Genomic DNA, 18,349 nt, shown 5'->3' with positions numbered 1-18,349 from the left:
GCCATGAGCCAGCAGCCGCAATTGCATGCCGTGCCGAAGTGGCACACCCAGTCCATCGCCGCGCCGCGACCGGCCGTGCAGCCGCTGCTGCGCGCGGAAGGCATCAGCCTCGAATACCGCAGCCGGGCGCATACGGTGCGCGCCACGCACGACGTGAGCTTCGACGTGTATCGCGGCGACCGTTTCGTGCTGCTCGGGCCATCGGGCTGCGGCAAGTCTTCGCTGCTGAAGGCGGCGGGTGGATTCATTGCGCCCAGCGCGGGCCGCATCAGCATCAATGGGCAGGCGGTGAACGGGCCGGGACCGGACCGCGTGGCCGTGTTCCAGGAATTCGACCAGCTGCCGCCTTGGAAAACCGTGAAGCAGAACGTCATGTTCCCGCTGCTGGCTTCCAAAAAGCTGAAGCGCAACGAGGCCGAGGAAAGGGCCATGCACTGGATAGGCAAAGTCGGCCTGGCCGGGTTTGCGGACGCGTATCCGCACACGCTGTCCGGCGGCATGAAGCAGCGCGTGGCCATTGCGCGCGCGCTCGCCATGCAGCCGGAGGTGCTGCTGATGGACGAACCGTTCGCCGCGCTGGATGCGCTCACGCGCCGCAAGATGCAGGAGGAGCTGGGCCGCCTGTGGGAGGAGGCGCGCTTTACGCTGCTCTTCGTCACCCACTCGATAGAGGAAGCGCTGGTGGTGGGCAACCGCATCTTGCTGCTGTCGCCGCACCCGGGCCGCGTACGCGCGGAACTGAACAGCCACCAGTTCGGACTGCACAGCACCGGCAGCCCGGAATTCCAGTCCGCCGCCAATCGCATCCACCGCTTGCTGTTCGACGAGGACACCGCCGCTGCGCCGGAAAGCGCCGTCGGCAGGAGGCTGGCGTTATGAGTCTGCTGCTTGAACCGCCGATCCGGCAGGAATTCGAATACGCCGCCGCGCCGGCCGCCCCCGCGAGCGTCACCCGCCCCCTGCCGCTTGCGCAGCGCGCCTGGCAGCAGGACTGGCTGCGCAAAGGGCTGATACTGCTGGCGCTGGCCGCCGGCTGGGAGATCATCGCGCGCTGGCAGAACAATGACCTGCTGCTGCCCACCTTCCTGCAGACCGCGCGCGCCTTCGTGGACGGCATCGCCAGCGGCGAACTGCTGGAGCGCGTGCGCATCTCGCTGGCGGTGCTGCTGCAGGGCTATGTGCTGGGCGTGATCGCCGCCTTCGCGCTGACGGCGCTGGCCGTCACCACGCGCCTGGGCCGCGACCTGCTGGAAGCGCTGGTCGCCATGTTCAATCCCTTGCCCGCCATCGCGCTGCTGCCGCTCGCCTTGCTGTGGTTCGGCCTGGGCAACGGCAGCCTGCTGTTTGTGATCGTGCACGCGGTGCTATGGCCGCTGGCGCTGGGCGCCTACGCCGGCTTCCAGGGCGTGCCTGAAACGCTGCGCATGGCGGGCCGCAACTACGGCCTGCGCGGGCTGCCGCTGGTGGTGCAGATCCTGGTGCCGGCCGCGTTGCCCGCCATCGTCTCCGGCCTGAAGATAGGCTGGGCCTTCGCCTGGCGCACGCTGATCGCAGCCGAGCTGGTCTTCGGCGTCTCGTCCGGCAAGGGCGGGCTGGGCTGGTACATCTTCCAGAACCGCAACGAGCTCTACACCGACAAAGTGTTCGCCGGCCTCGCTGCCGTCATCCTGATCGGCCTGCTGGTGGACAGCCTGGTCTTCCGCACGCTGGAGCGCCTCACCATCCGCCGCTGGGGCATGCAGCGCTGACTGTGTAGTTTGCGCGGCCGCATGGCGGCAGCCGGCGCCACCGGTTAATTAGCCGCCAACTATATTGCCGATAGGAATTTTAAATGGCCATTCAGTAATAAACCGTTGCGCTCAGTCCATCGTTAAACGATAATTTGTCTAGGACATTTCGACATTTTATGGTTTTTCATGGCAAATATGCTCACAATTGCAAGTATTTCACTGGAGACCGGCGTCTCCAAGGAAGTGCTGCGCAAATGGGAGGAGCGCTACGGTTTTCCGGTACCCGAGCGTGACGCCAGTAGCCACCGGACTTATGCCCAACACCAGGTGCTGCGTCTGAAGCTCATCAAGCGTCTGATCGACCGCGGCATGCGTCCCTCCCAAGTGGTGCCGCTGGATGAAGAAGGTCTGCAATCGCTGCTCCTCGCACACGAAGAAGCGCCGGTTTCCGCCCAGGTGGACACAGGCGTGATGGCGGAATTGATGGCCCTGCTGCGCTGCCGCGACCGCAGCGCTTTGACGCAACGGTTGAAGCAGGAAGTCGGTCTGCTCGGGCTGGAAAAATTCGTGCTCGAAGTGATGTGCGCGCTGAACGTCGCAGTGGGGCAGGCCTGGGAACGCGGCGAGATCGGCATTCGCGATGAGCATGTGTACACGGAAGTCATACAGAACCTGCTACGGGAAGAGTTATCGGCGGTCAGCAAGCCCGATGGGCTGCCGCGCATCCTGGTCACCACGCCATCCGGGGAACTGCATACGATGGGCCTGCTCATGGCGGAGGCGCTGACATCGCTGCACGGGGCCTGCTGCATCTCGCTGGGCGCACAGACGCCGCTGGAAGAAATTCCGCATGCGATACGCGACTACCGGGCCGATATCGTCTGCCTTTCCTTTAGCGCCGCCTTTCCGAGGCGACGCATCCCGCCATATTTGAAATCGCTGCGCGCCGCTGTGCCGCAAGCGGTGGAGATCTGGGTCGGCGGCGCCGGTGTGGCCGGGCTGGACCGTTCGCCGCGCGGCATCAAGCTAATGGCAACGCTCGATCAACTTGGCGCCACCCTGCACAAGTACCGACTGGCACATCAGGTGGCGCTGTCACGGGTCGCGGTGTAAGCAAGCGCCTGCGGTTGGAATACCAATTTCGAAGCATCACCATCAAAGGAAAACACATGTCCATCAATCAGTTGGTCTACATCAGCCAGGCGACGCGAAAAATGTCGAGCGAGGCCTTGCTCGAGATCCTCAAAACCGCCAAGGAAAACAATCAAACCATGGACGTGACCGGTAGCCTGTTCTACAACGGTGGCTGGTTTCTGCAGGTGCTGGAGGGGCCGCTGGAGACGCTCAATGCGCTCTACAGGAAGATTGAAAAGGACCCGCGCCACAAGCATTCCCGCATTCTCTACAACGAGCCGGCCAAGTTCCGCACCTTTACGCGCTGGAGCATGAACATGACCAACCTGGACGACCGCCAGGCGGACAAATACGACCAGCTGGTGGAAGTGATAGACGCGGCCAAAACGGACCGCAAGATCGGCGCGGCGTCGCCGGCGGTCACGCTGCTGAGAATCTTCAAGGATTAATTCCCGCCAGCAAAGCTGGCAACCGGCGTCGCAAGTCCGGCGCCTGCGTTTTTATCAACGCCTACATTCGAGATAGACCTATGACACTCTCCAACTTAAAAATCGGTGCGCGGCTGTACCTGGCATTTGGTGTCATCGTTGTCCTGCTGGTTGGACTGGTGACGCTGGCCGAGAACAATTTTGGCCGGCTCAGTGCCGCCAACAAGCTGAACGTGCACACCTATGAAGTGCTGGGCGAAGCAGCCGCCGTGCTTGAAAGCCTGATCAATATCGAGACCGGGCAGCGCGGCTATGCGCTGACCGGCAAAGACGCCTCGCTCGAGCCCTACCAGGAGGGCAAGAAGGACTTCAGCCTGCATCTGGACAAGCTGCGCGAGCTGACAGCGGACAACCCCGCCCAGCAGCAACGCCTGAAGGATCTGGCGGAGGCGCAGCGGAAATGGCTGGCCGACGCCATTGACCCGGCCATTGCGCGACGGCGCAGCGCTGGCGACGCCCCCGAGGCCATGGCTGCGGTTGCCGCGCTGGAGCAGTCGAACAGGGGCAAGGCCGGCATGGACGGCATGCGCGCCGTGCTGCGTCTGGTCAAGCAGGAAGAGCAGGGTCTGCTGAAACATCGCTCCGAGAGCGCCGAGCAGCAGCGCCAGCGCACCGACATCGTGATGATAGGTGGCGGGCTGGTGGCGGCGCTGCTGGCGGCAGTGCTTGCTGTGCTGCTGGCCAGGAATATCACGCGCCCGCTGCACCAGGCGGTGGCGGTGGCGCAGCGGGTGGCGCAGGGCGACCTGGGCGGCCAGATCGACGTCCGCAGCAAAGATGAAACCGGCGCGCTGATGCTGGCCCTGAGCCAGATGACCACGGCGCTGGTGGGCATCGTGCAAAACGTCCGCAACGGCACGGACACGATCGCGACGGCATCGGCAGAAATCTCGGCCGGGAATATGGACTTGTCCTCGCGCACGGAACAGCAGGCCAGTTCGCTGGAGGAAACCGCCTCGTCGATGGAGGAGCTGACCTCGACCGTGAAGCAGAATGCCGATAGCGCGCGGGAAGCCCGTGACCTGGCGGATTCCGCCTCCAGCGTGGCGGTGCGCGGCGGCGCCATGGTGGCGGAAGTTGTGGACACCATGGCCTCGATCAACGAATCGGCGCGCAAGATTGTCGACATCATCGGTGTCATCGACGGGATCGCCTTCCAGACCAATATCCTGGCGCTCAACGCGGCCGTCGAGGCGGCGCGCGCCGGCGAGCAGGGGCGCGGCTTTGCCGTGGTCGCCACCGAAGTGCGCAACCTGGCCCAGCGTTCGGCCGGCGCCGCGAAAGAGATCAAGACCCTGATTGACGACTCCGTCGCCAAGGTCGACCAGGGCAGCAAGCTGGTCGACCGGGCCGGCGCCACCATGGAGGAAGTGGTGCAAAGCGTGCAGCGCGTCAACAGCATCATCAGCGACATCGCGGCCGCCAGCGAGGAGCAGCGAACCGGCATTGAACAGGTCAACGAGGCCATTGCACAGATGGACCAGGTGACCCAGCAAAATGCGGCGCTGGTGGAACAGGCTGCCGCTGCCTCCAGCGCCATGCAGGACCAGGCGATGACCTTGTCGGGCGCCGTCAGCGTGTTCCGGCTGGGCGAGCGCGACCCTGCGCCGGCATCGGCCGTTTGGACGGCAAGCCAGCCTGGCCAGGCCGGGGCACGCCAGGCGCAGCGCCCAGCCCCGCTGAAACAGCTGGCGCCGGCCAAGGCCGCCGCGCCCGCCAAGAGCGAGGAATGGGCCGAGTTTTAAGCCGTCCCGGTTCGGCCGGGGATGCCGCCGCAGGTGATGCTGGCCCAAAAAATGGTTAAGATGGCTGTCCTGCCATCCAATGAAAGCCATCTTATGCGTCACGCTTGCGCCCTGCTGCTCGCCCTCGGATTCACCGCCGCCGCCCACGCCGCCGAAGCCGTACCGGCCGATGCGGCGCTCAAGCACGCCAAGGCGCTGCTGGACAAGGTGCCGCTGGTCGATGGCCATAATGACTTGCCGTGGACCATACGCGAGGACGAGGCCCACCCCATGGACGTGGACGCCTACGACCTGCGCAAGCCCAACGTCCAGCAGACCGACTTGCCGCGCCTGAAGGAAGGCCGCGTGGCGGTGCAGTTCTGGAGCGTCTACGTGCCGGGCGAATTGAAGCAGGGCTGGGCGCGCACCCAACTGGAGCAGATCGACCTGACCAAGCGCATGATCGCGCGCTACCCCGAGCGCCTGGTGCTGGCCACCCGCAGCAGCGACATCGCCAAGGCCCGCAAGGCCGGCAAGGTGGCCAGCTTCCTCGGCATGGAGGGCGGCCACGTGCTGGAGAACAGCCTGGGCGCGCTGCGCGCCTATTACGACCTGGGCGCCCGCTACATGACGCTGACCCACAACGTGACCCTGGACTGGGCCGACGCCGCCCTGGACCAGCCGCGCAACGGCGGCCTCACCGCGTTCGGCAAGGAAGTGGTGCGCGAGATGAACCGCCTGGGCATGCTGGTGGACCTGAGCCACACCAGCCCGGACGTGATGCGCCAGGCGATCGACACCAGCGAGGCGCCCGTCATCTTCTCCCATTCCAGCGCCCGCGCCCTGGTGGACCACCCGCGCAACGTGCCGGACGACGTGCTGGCCCGCGTGGCGGCCAACGGCGGCGTGGTGATGGTGACTTTCGTGCCGGCCTTCGTCTCCAACGACTACAAGCGCTGGAAAGACGGCCTGGCGGCCCGCACCAAGACCGTGGACCGCGGCAGCGCGGCCTATAAAGTGGTGGAGGCGGCCTACATCAAGGAGGCCGGCGCCGCGCCCAAGGCCACCCTGAAGCAGGTGGCCGACCATATCGACCATGTGGCCAAGGTGGCCGGCGTGGACCATGTGGGCCTGGCCGCCGACTTCGACGGCGGCGCCACCACCGAGGGCCTGCAGGACGTGTCCACCTACCCGGCCCTGTTCGCCGAACTGATCCAGCGCGGCTGGAAGGACGCCGACCTCGCCAAGTTGGCCGGTGGCAATCTTATCCGCGCCTTCGCCAAGGCCGAACAGGTCGCCGCCCGCCTGCAGAAAGAGCGCGCCCCTTCCCTCGCGGCGTTGCCGTCGAAACTCCCGCCAAAATAGTGATCGTTCGGAGGTGGTTTGATTCTTGCTAGTTACCCTGCATGGAATCAGAGCACCCCAAGATGGCATCCAAGCGACAATCAGCGCCCCCGGCGCGCCCCCTCCGTATCGTGGTGGTCCAGGCGGCCGACGCGGCGCTGCGCGCGCAGGCGCTGAACGTGGGCCTGCAGGAAGCGGGCTACGAGATCGTGGCCTCGCTCCCGGCCGACATGCATCTGCCCGAGCAGATCGCCCTGCTGCAGCCCGACATGATCATCATCGACGCCGAATCGGACGCGCGCGACGTGCTCGAGCACATCGTCATCGCCACCCGCGACGAGCGCCGCCCCATCGTCATGTTTACCGAGGACGACGCCACTTCCAGCATGGAAGCCGCCATGGCGGCCGGCGTGTCCGCCTATATCGTGGCGGGACTGCAGGCCGAGCGCATCAAGCCGGTGCTCAACGTGGCGCTGGCGCGCTTCAAGCAGGAGCAGAAGCTGCTCGCCGAACTGGACGACACCCGCCACAAACTGGCCGAGCGCAAGGTCATCGACCGCGCCAAGGGCCTGCTCATGACCCGCCACGGCATGACCGAGGACGCGGCCTACCAGAAGCTGCGCACCATGGCCATGAACAAGAATTTGAAGCTCGCCGAGATCGCCCAGCGCATTCTCGACGTAGAGGATTTGCTAGGCTGATTTGGTGCATCGCACCAAGACAGTGCATTTTTTAGAGGAAAAGAGCGATGACGAAGCATGCGGCACCGGAAAAGCAAATGGTCAGGATAGGGTTCAACCCGCTGACCGACTGCGCCTCCGTCGTCATGGCTGCGGTGCTGGGCTTTGATGAAAAATACGGCATCAAGATCGTGCCGAGCAAGGAATCGTCCTGGGCCGGCGTGCGCGACAAGCTGCTCAGCGGCGAGCTGGACGCGGCCCACTCGCTGTACGGCATGGTGTACGGCACCCAGCTGGGCGTGGGCTGGCAAAAGCGCGACATGGCCATCCTGATGAATCTGAACCGCAACGGCCAGGCCATCACCCTGTCGCGCCGCCTGGCCGAGCAGGGCGCGGTGGACGGCGCCACGCTGGCCGCGCTGATGCAAAGCGCGCCGCGCACCTACACCTTCGCCCAGACCTTCCCCACCGGCACCCATGCCATGTGGCTGTACTACTGGATGGCGGCGCACGGCATCGACCCCATGCGCCATGCGCGCGTGATCACGGTGCCGCCGGCACAAATGGTGTCCAACCTCGGCGCCGGCCATATGGACGGCTTCTGCGCAGGCGAACCCTGGGGCCACCGCGCGGTCATGGACGGCATCGGCATCACCGCCGCCACCAGCCAGCAGATCTGGCCCGAGCACCCGGAAAAAGTGCTGGCCACCTCGGCCGAGTTCGCGCGCGCCCACCCCAACACCTGCCGCGCGGTGATCGCCGCCGTGCTGGAGGCCAGCCGCTGGATAGACGCCAGCGCCGCCAACCGCATGGCCATGGCCGAGATTATTTCGGCCGTGCCCTATGTGAACACCAGCAAGGACGTGATCAGCGCGCGCATCCTCGGCCACTACCAGGACGGCCTGGGCAAGAGCTGGGAGGACCCGCATCCGCTGCGCTTCCACCACGAGGGCGCGGTGAATTTCCCCTTCCTGTCGGACGGCATGTGGTTCATGACCCAGCAACGGCGCTGGGGCCTGCTCAAGGCCGATCCCGACTACCTGGCCGTGGCCAGCGCAGTCCACCAGATAAAGCTATACCGCGAAGCAGCGGACATGACGGAGACACCCGTGCCGCAAGGCGTTCTGCGCAGCTCCACACTGATGGATGGCAAGCAGTGGGATGGCAGCAACCCGGAACGCTATGCGGCGTCCTTCAGCATCAGGCAGTAGCGAGGCTGTAAACCAATACCAAGAGGGTGCAGATGGCAAATTACGGATCGGCCGCACTGGCCATGAAAAACGAGGCGCCCGCGCTGTCCGGGGAAGTATTCGGCGCACTGATCAACCTGTCCGGCCGGCGCCGCTTCACGTCGCAGCGCCTGGTGCTGTACGCGGTGCTGGCGGGGCAGGGGCAGGAAAACGCCGCCGCCACTGCGCGCGAGGCGCTGGCGCTGTTCCGCGGCGCGCACCACGCGCTGGTGAACGGCAGCGACACGGTGCCCGGCATCTTCTGCCCGGAGCTGGAGGAAGTCTATTTCGGCCGCACCGGCGGCGACCGCCAGATCCAGGACTTCATGGGCCTGGCCGAGCGCACCCTGGAGGCGGCCGAGAGCGCGCCCGGTTCGCCCCGCGCTGCCGCCCAGCTGGCGCAGCTGGTGGAAATGACCACGCCGGTGCTGGCGCTGCTCAACCAGATCACCGCCATCTATGAAGAACAGTCCAAAAAGCACGCGCTGCTGATGAAAAAGCAGCTGCGCGGCGTGATCACGGAAATCGAGACCATCGCCAAGCAGGCCAAGATGGTGTCCTTCAACGCCCGCATCGTGGCGGCGCGGGCCGGCTTCGCGGGGCGCGAGTTCGCCGTGGTGGCGGGCGTGCTGTCCAACATCACCGGCGAAATCGACGACATGGTGAAAGCGGCGCTGACCGCCGCCAACGCATAGGGCATAGGGGATAGGAGAACGGTATGAACAAGCAAGGCAAAGTCACCCTGGTGGGCGCCGGTCCCGGCGACCCGGACCTGCTCACCATCAAGGCCGCCAAGGCCATCGCCGCCGCCGACGTGCTGCTGGTGGACGACCTGGTGAATCCGGACATCCTGGCCTGCGCCTCGCCGCAGGCGCGCGTGATCCAGGTGGGCAAGCGCGGCGGCTGCCAGTCCACGCCGCAGGAATTCATCGAGCGCCTGATGATCGCCGAGGCGCGCGCCGGCCACAGCGTGGTGCGCCTGAAAGGCGGCGACCCCTATCTGTTCGGGCGCGGCGGCGAGGAGCGCGCGCAGCTGCTGGCGCACGGCATCGAAGTGGACGTGGTGCCCGGCATCAGCAGTGGCCTGGCCGCGCCGTCCAGCATCGGCATTCCGCTCACGCACCGCTCCTGGAGCCAGGGCGCGGTCTTCGTCACCGGCCACGGCAAGGACGCCGGGGCCGAGCCGAACTGGCCGGCGCTGGCGCAAAGCGGCCTGACGCTGGTGATCTATATGGGCGTGGCGCGCTGCGCCGCCATCCAGGCCGGCCTGCTGGCGGGCGGCGCGCGCGCGGACACGCCGGTGGCGGTGGTGCAGTCGGCCACGCGCGAGGCGCAGCGCCAGCTGGTCACCACGCTGGGCGAGCTGCCGCAGGCGCTGGCCGCCAGCGGACTGGGCAGCCCCAGCATCATCGTGGTGGGCGACGTGGTGCGCTGCGCCGACGCCTGGCCGGACGATGCACGCAATGGTGCACCATCGCTGTGCGCTTTTGCACCGCAATATGCCACCGGCACCCTGAATTAATTTCATTGAAGAAATAATATCGGTCCCTAGCCCCGCAAACCGCCTGCTTCCTGTCTGGCACGCCTCTTGCAAAGGATAAGGACAGGATCAATGGCGATCCCCCAAACAAATGCGCTGGTCTAACGACGGACTGGCAGGACAACGGCGTCCGCCCAGCTTGAGTTAGATCAAGGCTGCGCGGACGCTTTTTTGTTTTCTAGACGGGATAAAAAAATGGCCAGCAAAGCTAACAGCATCAAGCTCTTCACGATCTCCACGCCGCCGATGCGTGCCTTCCACCTGACCTGGATGGCCTTCTTCATCTGCTTCTTCGCCTGGTTCGCCTGCGCGCCGCTGATGCCGGTCATTAAAGGCGAATTCGGCCTGACGATGGCGCAGGTCGCCAACATCAACATCGCGGCGGTGGCCATCACCATCATCGTGCGCCTGATCATCGGCCCGCTGTGCGACCATTTCGGCCCGCGCAAAGCCTACACCGGCCTGCTGCTGCTGGGCGCCATTCCCGTGCTGGGCGTGGCCGCGTCGCAGAGCTACGAAAGCTTTTTATTTTTCCGTTTGCTGATCGGCGCGGTGGGCGCCAGCTTCGTCATCACCCAGTACCACACCTCGGTGATGTTCGCCTCCAACGTGGTGGGCACCGCCAACGCGGCCGCCGCAGGCTGGGGTAACGCCGGCGGCGGCGCCGCGCAAGCGCTGATGCCGCTGCTGATGGCCGCCATGGTCATGCTGGGCGTGAACGAAACGCTGGGCTGGCGCGCCGCCCTGGTGGTGCCGGGCGTGCTGATGCTCATCATGGCCGTGGTCTACTACAAATTCACCCAGGACTGCCCGCAAGGCAATTACAGCGAGCTGCGCGCCGCCGGCATCGCCATCGAGGGAGGGAAAAAAGGCGGCTGGGACAGCTTCAAGCTGGCCGCCACCAACTACCGCGTGTGGCTGCTGTTCGTCACCTACGGCGCCTGCTTCGGCGTGGAGATCTTCATCCACAACATCGCCGCCGTCTACTACACCGACCACTTCAAACTGTCGCTGGGCCAGGCCGGCATGGCCGCCGGCAGCTTCGGCCTGCTGGCGCTGTTCGCCCGTGCCCTGGGCGGCTGGATCTCGGACAAGGCCGCGCTGCGCGGCAACCTGAACAGCCGCGTCACGCTGCTGTTCATCATGATGATAGGCGAAGGCCTGGGCCTGCTGTGGTTCTCCCGCGCCGAAAGCGTCGCCTTCGCGGTGATCGCCATGCTGGTGTTCGGCCTGTTCACCCACATGGCCTGCGGCGCCACCTACGCGCTGGTGCCCTTCGTCGACAAGCGCGCCCTGGGCGGCGTGGCCGGCATCATCGGCGCGGGCGGCAACGTCGGCGCGGTGGCGGCGGGCTTCCTCATGAAGGGCATGGGCGGCGACGTGCAGCAAACCCTGAGCATCCTCGGCGTGCTGGTCGGCGCCTCGGCGCTGTGCGCCATCGCCGCGCGCTTCGGCAGCGCAGCGCAAGAAGAATCGGCCCTGGCCGCAGCTTAAGAATCTAGGAGCAAAGCAATGAACATCATCGTCATCGGCCACGGCATGGTAGGCCACAAATTCCTTGAAAGCCTGGCCACGCACGGCGCCGGTACTGCGCTGAACGTCACCATCCTGTGCGAGGAACCGCGTCCCGCCTACGACCGCGTGCACCTGTCCGAATTCTTCGCCGGCAAAAGCGCGGAAGACCTGTCCCTGGTCAAGCCGGGCTTCTTCGATCGCGACGACATGGTGCTGCGCCTGAACGCCCGCGCCACGGCGATCGACGCGGCCGCCAAGACCGTCACCACCAGCGACGGCGATGTGCTCAGCTACGACAAGCTGGTGATGGCCACCGGCTCCTTCCCCTTCGTGCCGCCGCTGCCGGGCAAGGACCGCAAGGACTGCTTCGTCTACCGCACCATAGAAGACCTGGAAGCCATGCTCGAATGCGGCAAGCGCTCCAAGACCGGCGTGGTGATCGGCGGCGGCCTGCTCGGCCTGGAATGCGCCAAGGCCCTGCGCGACATGAAGCTGGACACCCACGTGGTGGAATTCTCGCCGCGCCTGATGGCGGTGCAGGTGGACGACGGCGGCGCGCGCGTGCTGCGCTCCAAGATCGAAGCGCTGGGCGTGACCGTGCACACGGCGAAGAACACCACCGCCATCGTGGACGGCGTGGACGGCACCCACCGCATGCAATTCGCCGACGGCTCCCACCTGGACGCCGACATGATCGTGTTCTCGGCCGGCATCCGCCCGCGCGACATGCTGGCCAAGGAAAGCGGCCTGGAAGTCGGCCCGCGCGGCGGCATCGTCATCGACAACAACTGCATGACCTCGGACCGCGACATCTACGCCATCGGCGAGTGCGCGCTGTGGGGCGGCATGGTCTACGGCCTGGTGGCCCCCGGCTATGAAATGGCGCGCGTGGCGGCCAAGCACCTGCTGGGCGAAGCGGCCGAATTCAACGGCGCCGACATGAGCACCAAGCTGAAACTGATGGGCGTGGACGTGGCCTCCATCGGCGACCCGCACGGCAAGGAAGAAGGCAGCCGCGTGTACCAGTTCATGGACGAGCGCAAGCAGATCTACAAGAAGATCGTGGTGTCGAGCTGCGGCCGCTACCTGCTGGGCGGCGTGATGGTGGGCGACGCCAGCGAATACGGCACCCTGCTGCAAATGATGCTCAACAAGATAGAGCTGCCGGACTCGCCCGAGTTCCTCATCCTGCCGCAGTCGGACGGCAAAGCCAAGCCCGGCCTGGGCGTGGACGCGCTGCCCGACAGCGCCCAGATCTGCTCCTGCAACGACATCTCGAAGGGCGCCATCTGCGCCGCCGTGGCCGACGGCGCCACCAGCATCGGCGCGGTCAAATCCTGCACCAAGGCCGGCACCGCCTGCGGCGGCTGCGTGCCGCTGGTCACGCAGGTGATGAAAGCCGAAATGAAGAAGCAGGGCATGGACGTGAACAACCACGTCTGCGAACACTTCGCCTACTCGCGCCAGGAGCTGTACCACCTGATCCGCGTCGGCCAGATCCGCACCTTCGACGCGCTGCTGGCGCAGCACGGCAAGGGCCTGGGCTGCGACGTCTGCAAGCCGCTGGCCGCCAGCATCCTGGCCTCCTGCTGGAACGACTTCGTGCTGAAGAAGGAACACGCCAGCCTGCAGGACACCAACGACTACTTCCTGGGCAATATCCAGAAGGACGGCACCTACTCCGTGGTGCCGCGCATGCCGGGCGGCGAAGTCACGGCCGACGGCCTGATCGCCGTCGGCACCGTGGCCAAGAAATACGGCCTGTACACCAAGATCACCGGCGGCCAGCGGGTCGACCTGTTCGGCGCGCGCGTCGAGCAGCTGCCGCTGATCTGGGAAGAGCTGATCGCGGCCGGCTTCGAAACCGGCCACGCCTACGGCAAATCGCTGCGCACCGTGAAATCCTGCGTCGGCTCCACCTGGTGCCGCTACGGCGTGGACGACAGCGTGGGCCTGGCCATCGAACTGGAAAACCGCTACAAGGGCCTGCGCACGCCGCACAAGATCAAGTTCGGCGTCTCCGGCTGCACCCGCGAATGCGCCGAAGCGCAAGGCAAGGACGTCGGCATCATCGCCACCGAAAAGGGCTGGAACCTCTACGTGTGCGGCAACGGCGGCATGAAGCCGCGCCACGCCGAGCTGATCGCCTCCGACCTGGACAAGGCCACGCTGGTGCAGTACATCGACCGCTTCCTGATGTTCTACACCCGCACCGCCGACCGCCTGCAGCGCACCAGCACCTGGCGCGACAACCTGGAAGGCGGCCTGGATTACCTGAAGGACGTGGTCATCAAGGACAAGCTGAACATCGCCGCCGAGCTGGAAGCCGAAATGCAAAGCGTGGTCGACACCTACGAGTGCGAATGGAAAGCCGCCGTCAACGACCCGGAAACGCGCAAGCGCTTCCGCCACTTCGTCAACAGCGAGCAGGCCGACCCGAACGTCATCTTCATGGAAGAGCGCGGCCAGATCCGCCCGGCCACGCTGGAAGAGCGCAAAGCCGTCGTCATCCCGATCAAAGTAGCTTGAGGAGAACCACCATGCACCGCGACATCCAAAACGACCGCTGGACCGCAGTTTGCGCGCTGGACGACATCGTCCCCAACACCGGCGTGTGCGCGCTGCTGCAAGGCGAGCACGTGGCCGTGTTCCACGTGAACGACGGCGAGCAGCGCGTGTTCGCCATCCACAACTACGACCCCAACTCGCAGGCCTCCGTGCTCTCGCGCGGCCTGGTCGGCAGCCTGGGCGAACGCATCGTGGTCGCCTCGCCGATCTACAAGCACCACTTCGACCTGCAGACCGGCGAGTGCCTGGAAGCCCCCGAGCACTCGGTGGCCACCTACCCGGCGCGCATCGACGGCGGCAAAGTCTGGGTGGGTGCGTAATGAAACCCGCACTGGTCGTCATCGGCAACGGCATGGCGGGCATGCGCACCGTCGAAGAGCTGCACAAGCTCGCGCCGGACCTGTACGACATCACCGTGTTCGGCGCCGAACCATACGGCAACTACAACCGCATCCTGCTCTCGCCGGTGCTGGCGGGCGAAAAGACGGTTGAAGACATCATGCTGCACACGCGCGAATGGTACGAGAAGCACCACATCACGCTGCACGCCGGCGACCCGGTGGTGCACATCGACCGCCGCAAGCGCATCGTGCGCGCGCAGTCCGGCAAGGAAGTGCGCTACGACCGCCTGCTGCTGGCGACCGGTTCCAAGCCCTTCATCATCCCCGTGCCCGGCCACCAGCTGCCCGGCGTGATCGCCTTCCGCGACATCCAGGACGTGGAAACGATGGTCGAAGCGGCGCGCAACCACAAGCACGCCGTCGTCATCGGCGGCGGCCTGCTTGGGCTGGAGGCCGCCAACGGCCTGCTGCGCCAGGGCATGCAGGTCACGGTGGTGCACGTTACCGACACCCTGATGAACCAGCAGCTCGACAAACCGGCCGCGCAACTGCTGCAGAAGGCGCTGGAAAACAAAGGCCTGAACTTCCTGCTCAACGCGCAGACCGCCGAAATCGCCGGTCCGGACCGCGTAACGGCGGTGCGCTTCAAGGACGGCAGCGAAATCCCTGCCGACCTGGTGGTGATGACGGCCGGCGTGCGTCCCAATATCGCGCTGGCGAAGGAAGCCGGCCTGCACTGCGACCGCGCCATTGTGGTGGACGACACGCTGCAAACCTACGACCCGCGCGTCTACGCCGTGGGCGAATGCGTGCAGCACCGCAGCGCCACGTTTGGCCTGGTGGCGCCGATCTGGGAGCAGGCGCGCGTATGCGGCGCCCACCTGGCCGGCGCCGGGCACCGCCGCTACGTGCAGCAAAGCTCCCCTACGCGCCTGAAAGTGACGGGCGTGGACCTGTACTCGGTGGGCGACTTCATCGGCGGCGAAGGCAGCGAAGACCTGGTGCTGCGCGACGCCAGGCGCGGCGTCTACAAGCGCCTGGTGCTGAAGGACGGCTGCGTCACCGGCGCCGTGCTGTACGGCGACGTGCAGGACGGCCCCTGGTACTACGACCTGATCCAGAACCGCACCGACATCACCCCGATACGCCAGCACCTGCTGTTCGGCCAAGCCCTATGCGCCGCGTAAAAATTGAGTGAGAAACATCGTGAACCTGTCTCAAGATAATCTGTCGGTACAAACCACCTGCGCGTATTGCGGCGTGGGCTGCGGCGTGAAGGCGACGCCCAAGGGCGATGGCACGGTGGCCGTGGCCGGCGACAAGGACCATCCGGCCAACCTGGGCAAGCTGTGCGTCAAGGGTTCGGCGCTGGGCGAGACGGTGGGCCTGGAGGGCCGCCTGCTGTATCCGCAAGTGCGCGATGCGCGCGGCTCCGGGTCGCTGCGCCGCGTGACCTGGGACGAGGCCCTGGGCCAGGTGGCCGACAAATGGAAGGCCGTCATCGCCGAACATGGCCCGGACGCGGTGGCGCTGTACGTGTCCGGCCAGCTGCTGACCGAGGACTACTACGCCGCCAACAAGCTGATGAAGGGCTACGTCGGCAGCGCCAACATCGACACCAACTCGCGCCTGTGCATGTCGTCCGCCGTGGCCGGCCACAAGCGCGCCTTCGGCGAGGACCTGGTGCCGGTCTGCTATGAGGACCTGGAGCTGGCGGACATGATCGTGCTGGTGGGCTCGAACATGGCGTGGTGCCATCCCATCCTGTTCCAGCGCATCGCCCGCGAGCGCGAGAAGCGGCCCAACCTGAAACTGGTGGTAGTCGATCCGCGCCGCACCGCCACCTGCGAACTGGCCGACCTGCACCTGCCCGTCAAGCCGGGCACGGACGTGTGGCTGTTCAACGGCCTGCTGAGCTATCTGTCGCGCATCGGCGCGGTGGATCCGGAATACTTGGCGGCGCATACCAGCGGCTTCGAGGCCGCGCTGGCCGCCGCCGAAGTCGATTGCGCCGACCCGGCCGCCGTCGCCAAGGCCTGCAAGATCAGCCTGGCCGCGCTGATGGAATTCTACGAGTCCTTCGCCGGCACGGCCAAGGTCATCACCGCCTTCTCCATGGGCGTGAACCAGTCGTCGGCCGGCACCGACAAGGCCAACAGCATCATCAACTGCCACCTGATCGGAGGCCGCATCGGCAAGCCGGGCATGGGGCCGTTCTCCATTACCGGCCAGCCCAACGCCATGGGCGGCCGCGAAGTGGGCGGCCTGGCCAATATGCTGGCCGCCCACCTGGATCTGGACAACTGCGCCCACCGCGACGCGGTGCAGACCTTCTGGGACTCGCCGCGCATGGCGGACAAGCCGGGCCTGAAAGCGGTGGACCTGTTCGAGGCGATCGAAGCAGGCCGCGTGAAGGCAGTGTGGATCATGGCCACCAATCCGGTGGTGAGCCTGCCGAACGCGGATCAGGTCAAGCGCGCGCTGGCCAAGTGCGAGCTGGTGGTGGCCTCGGACATCATCCAGGACACCGACACCAATGCCTACGCGGACGTGCTGCTGCCCGCGCTGGGCTGGGGCGAGAAGGACGGCACCGTCACCAATTCCGAGCGCCGCATTTCGCGCCAGCGTCCCTTCCTGCCTGCGCCGGGCGAGGCGCGCGGCGACTGGTGGATTATTTCGCAGTTCGCGCAGCGCATGGGCTACGCCGGTTTCGATTTCGCCGGCGTGCACGAGGTGTTCGACGAGCACGCGCAGTTGAGCGCGTGGCGCAACAGCGCGGATGATTTGCCGCGCGTGTTCAATATCGGCGGCCTGTCGCGCATGGACCGCAGCGCCTTCGACACTTTGGCGCCGGTGCAGTGGCCGGTTCTGCAGCATGTGGGTGTGGACGGCGGCACCGCGCGCCTGTTCGAGGACGGCCGCTACTCCCATCCGGACGGCAAGGCGCGTTTTATCGCCACCGTGCCGCGCCTGCCGGTGCACCCGGTTGACGAGGATTTCCCGCTGTCGCTGAACACCGGCCGCGTGCGCGACCAGTGGCACACCATGACGCGCACCGGCCGCTCGGCCAAGCTGGCCGACCACGTGCCGGAGTCGTTCATCGACATGCACCCGCAGGATGCGCTGATCCATGGCGTGCGCGAGGGCGAGCTGGCGCGCGTGACCAGCCAGTGGGGTTCGATGGTGGCGCGCGTGCAGCACGGCGGCGGCATCGCGCGCGGCGGCGTGTTCATTCCCATCCACTGGAGCGGCCAGACTTCGTCGGACGCGCGCGTGGGCGGCGTGGTCAATCCGGTGGTGGACCCGGTGTCGGGCGAGCCGGAGTTCAAGCACACGCCGGTGCGCATCGAGCAGTTCCGCGTGAGCTGGCATGCCTTTATCCTGAGCCGCAGCGAGCTGGATCTGGACAGTGTGGCGCACTGGACCCGCATCCAGGGCAAGGACTTCGCGCGCTACGAACTGGCCGGGCGCAACACCATCAGCGATTTCAGCGAGTGGGCGCGCGAGCTGCTGGGCGTGCAGGACCCGGATGCGGACTGGCTTGAATATGCCGACCGTACCGAGGGCATGTACCGCGCCGTGCACGTGGTGGACGACCGCATCGAGCAGTGCATTTTCCTGTCGCCGCGCCTGGACCTGCCGGCGCGCGGCTGGCTGGCGGGCCTGTTCGCCGAGCCGCAGCTGGCCGACGCGGACCGCGCCAGCCTGCTGATCGGGCGCCCGCTGAAGAAGGGTGTGGATGTGGGACCGACCGTGTGCTCGTGCTTCGGCGTTGGCCGCAATACGATCTGCTCGGCGATACGGGACCAGGATCTGAAGTCGGTGCCGGAGGTGACGGCCTGCCTGAAAGCCGGCGGCAATTGCGGTTCCTGCGTGCCGGAGCTGAAGAAGCTGCTGGCCGAGACGCGGCTGGAGATCGCAGCGCACGCGCCGGCGTGACGCCTTGGCGGGTTACGCGCGTCCCGCGCTAGCCCGCCCTACGCACGCACCCACGGCCCCACGCACCCGCAGACCCACGAACCCACGGACCCACGAACCCACGGATCCACGAAATGG

Annotated in this window: 15 protein-coding genes; all 15 read left to right on the top strand. The window is 66.2% G+C overall.

What is annotated here, in order from left to right; genetic code table 11:
* Positions 1-3 precede the first annotated feature (3 nt).
* The 15 genes from GTP77_RS04035 (at position 4) to GTP77_RS03965 (ending at position 18,232) form a co-directional block, all read left to right on the top strand.
* On the top strand, positions 4-879 hold the full coding sequence (locus GTP77_RS04035; RefSeq protein ID WP_161070890.1) for an ABC transporter ATP-binding protein: 876 nt from the start codon (positions 4-6) through the stop codon (positions 877-879).
* Positions 876-1,748 carry an ABC transporter permease gene (locus tag GTP77_RS04030; protein ID WP_161070889.1) on the top strand — a complete coding sequence of 291 codons (873 nt, stop codon included), beginning with the start codon at positions 876-878 and terminating at the stop codon, positions 1,746-1,748. Before GTP77_RS04035 ends, GTP77_RS04030 begins: the two co-directional genes overlap by 4 nt.
* A gap of 168 nt (positions 1,749-1,916) precedes the next feature.
* Positions 1,917-2,843, top strand: a complete 927-nt coding sequence (locus tag GTP77_RS04025) for a MerR family transcriptional regulator (RefSeq protein ID WP_161070888.1) — start codon at positions 1,917-1,919, stop codon at positions 2,841-2,843.
* 56 nt (positions 2,844-2,899) lie between these two features.
* Positions 2,900-3,313, top strand: a complete 414-nt coding sequence (locus GTP77_RS04020) for a BLUF domain-containing protein (RefSeq protein WP_161070887.1) — start codon at positions 2,900-2,902, stop codon at positions 3,311-3,313.
* Positions 3,314-3,393: 80 nt separating this feature from the next.
* A complete protein-coding gene (locus GTP77_RS04015) occupies positions 3,394-5,097 on the top strand; it encodes a methyl-accepting chemotaxis protein (RefSeq protein WP_161070886.1) in 1,704 nt (567 codons plus the stop codon).
* 93 nt (positions 5,098-5,190) lie between these two features.
* Entirely contained in the window at positions 5,191-6,441 is a 1,251-nt protein-coding gene (locus GTP77_RS04010; protein ID WP_161070885.1) for a dipeptidase, read from the top strand.
* 62 nt (positions 6,442-6,503) lie between these two features.
* Positions 6,504-7,121, top strand: coding sequence for an ANTAR domain-containing response regulator (locus GTP77_RS04005; protein ID WP_161070884.1), 618 nt, complete (start codon positions 6,504-6,506; stop codon positions 7,119-7,121).
* 47 nt (positions 7,122-7,168) lie between these two features.
* A complete protein-coding gene (locus GTP77_RS04000; protein ID WP_161070883.1) occupies positions 7,169-8,311 on the top strand; it encodes a CmpA/NrtA family ABC transporter substrate-binding protein in 1,143 nt (380 codons plus the stop codon).
* A 32-nt stretch (positions 8,312-8,343) separates the two neighbouring features.
* Entirely contained in the window at positions 8,344-9,024 is a 681-nt protein-coding gene (locus GTP77_RS03995) for a methyl-accepting chemotaxis protein (RefSeq protein WP_161070882.1), read from the top strand.
* Between the two features lie 23 nt (positions 9,025-9,047).
* Positions 9,048-9,851: a uroporphyrinogen-III C-methyltransferase gene (gene cobA / locus GTP77_RS03990; RefSeq protein WP_161070881.1), complete on the top strand. Its 804-nt coding sequence runs from the start codon at positions 9,048-9,050 to the stop codon at positions 9,849-9,851.
* Positions 9,852-10,064: 213 nt separating this feature from the next.
* Positions 10,065-11,363: an MFS transporter gene (locus GTP77_RS03985; RefSeq protein ID WP_161070880.1), complete on the top strand. Its 1,299-nt coding sequence runs from the start codon at positions 10,065-10,067 to the stop codon at positions 11,361-11,363.
* An 18-nt stretch (positions 11,364-11,381) separates the two neighbouring features.
* Positions 11,382-13,913 carry a nitrite reductase large subunit NirB gene (nirB, locus tag GTP77_RS03980; protein WP_161070879.1) on the top strand — a complete coding sequence of 844 codons (2,532 nt, stop codon included), beginning with the start codon at positions 11,382-11,384 and terminating at the stop codon, positions 13,911-13,913.
* Positions 13,914-13,924: 11 nt separating this feature from the next.
* Positions 13,925-14,272 (top strand): nitrite reductase small subunit NirD, encoded by a 348-nt coding sequence (nirD, locus tag GTP77_RS03975; protein WP_161070878.1) that lies wholly within the window; start codon positions 13,925-13,927, stop codon positions 14,270-14,272.
* Positions 14,272-15,480: an NAD(P)/FAD-dependent oxidoreductase gene (locus GTP77_RS03970; protein WP_161070877.1), complete on the top strand. Its 1,209-nt coding sequence runs from the start codon at positions 14,272-14,274 to the stop codon at positions 15,478-15,480. The genes nirD and GTP77_RS03970 overlap by 1 nt, the downstream gene beginning before the upstream one ends.
* Positions 15,481-15,499: 19 nt before the next feature.
* Positions 15,500-18,232 (top strand): nitrate reductase, encoded by a 2,733-nt coding sequence (locus GTP77_RS03965; RefSeq protein ID WP_161070876.1) that lies wholly within the window; start codon positions 15,500-15,502, stop codon positions 18,230-18,232.
* Positions 18,233-18,349: the final 117 nt, after the last annotated feature.

Origin of the sequence: Pseudoduganella aquatica (assembly GCF_009857595.1) — a bacterium.
GTDB classification, from domain to species: domain Bacteria; phylum Pseudomonadota; class Gammaproteobacteria; order Burkholderiales; family Burkholderiaceae_D; genus Rugamonas; species Rugamonas aquatica_A.
The sequence above is the reverse complement of the archived record's forward strand: the minus strand, read 5'-3'. Positions and strand labels throughout refer to the sequence as shown.

Bases quoted from the DNA above. Each gene is read 5' to 3' on its own strand.
- GTP77_RS04025 (WP_161070888.1), top strand. From the start codon at position 1,917: ATGGCAAATATGCTCACAATTGCAAGTATTTCACTGGAGACCGGCGTC.
- GTP77_RS04005 (WP_161070884.1), top strand. From the start codon at position 6,504: ATGGCATCCAAGCGACAATCAGCGCCCCCGGCGCGCCCCCTCCGTATC.
- nirB (WP_161070879.1), top strand. From the start codon at position 11,382: ATGAACATCATCGTCATCGGCCACGGCATGGTAGGCCACAAATTCCTT.
- nirD (WP_161070878.1), top strand. From the start codon at position 13,925: ATGCACCGCGACATCCAAAACGACCGCTGGACCGCAGTTTGCGCGCTG.
- GTP77_RS03970 (WP_161070877.1), top strand. From the start codon at position 14,272: ATGAAACCCGCACTGGTCGTCATCGGCAACGGCATGGCGGGCATGCGC.
- GTP77_RS04030 (WP_161070889.1), top strand. From the start codon at position 876: ATGAGTCTGCTGCTTGAACCGCCGATCCGGCAGGAATTCGAATACGCC.
- GTP77_RS04015 (WP_161070886.1), top strand. From the start codon at position 3,394: ATGACACTCTCCAACTTAAAAATCGGTGCGCGGCTGTACCTGGCATTT.
- cobA (WP_161070881.1), top strand. From the start codon at position 9,048: ATGAACAAGCAAGGCAAAGTCACCCTGGTGGGCGCCGGTCCCGGCGAC.
- GTP77_RS03985 (WP_161070880.1), top strand. From the start codon at position 10,065: ATGGCCAGCAAAGCTAACAGCATCAAGCTCTTCACGATCTCCACGCCG.
- GTP77_RS04000 (WP_161070883.1), top strand. From the start codon at position 7,169: ATGACGAAGCATGCGGCACCGGAAAAGCAAATGGTCAGGATAGGGTTC.
- GTP77_RS04035 (WP_161070890.1), top strand. From the start codon at position 4: ATGAGCCAGCAGCCGCAATTGCATGCCGTGCCGAAGTGGCACACCCAG.
- GTP77_RS04010 (WP_161070885.1), top strand. From the start codon at position 5,191: ATGCGTCACGCTTGCGCCCTGCTGCTCGCCCTCGGATTCACCGCCGCC.
- GTP77_RS03995 (WP_161070882.1), top strand. From the start codon at position 8,344: ATGGCAAATTACGGATCGGCCGCACTGGCCATGAAAAACGAGGCGCCC.
- GTP77_RS04020 (WP_161070887.1), top strand. From the start codon at position 2,900: ATGTCCATCAATCAGTTGGTCTACATCAGCCAGGCGACGCGAAAAATG.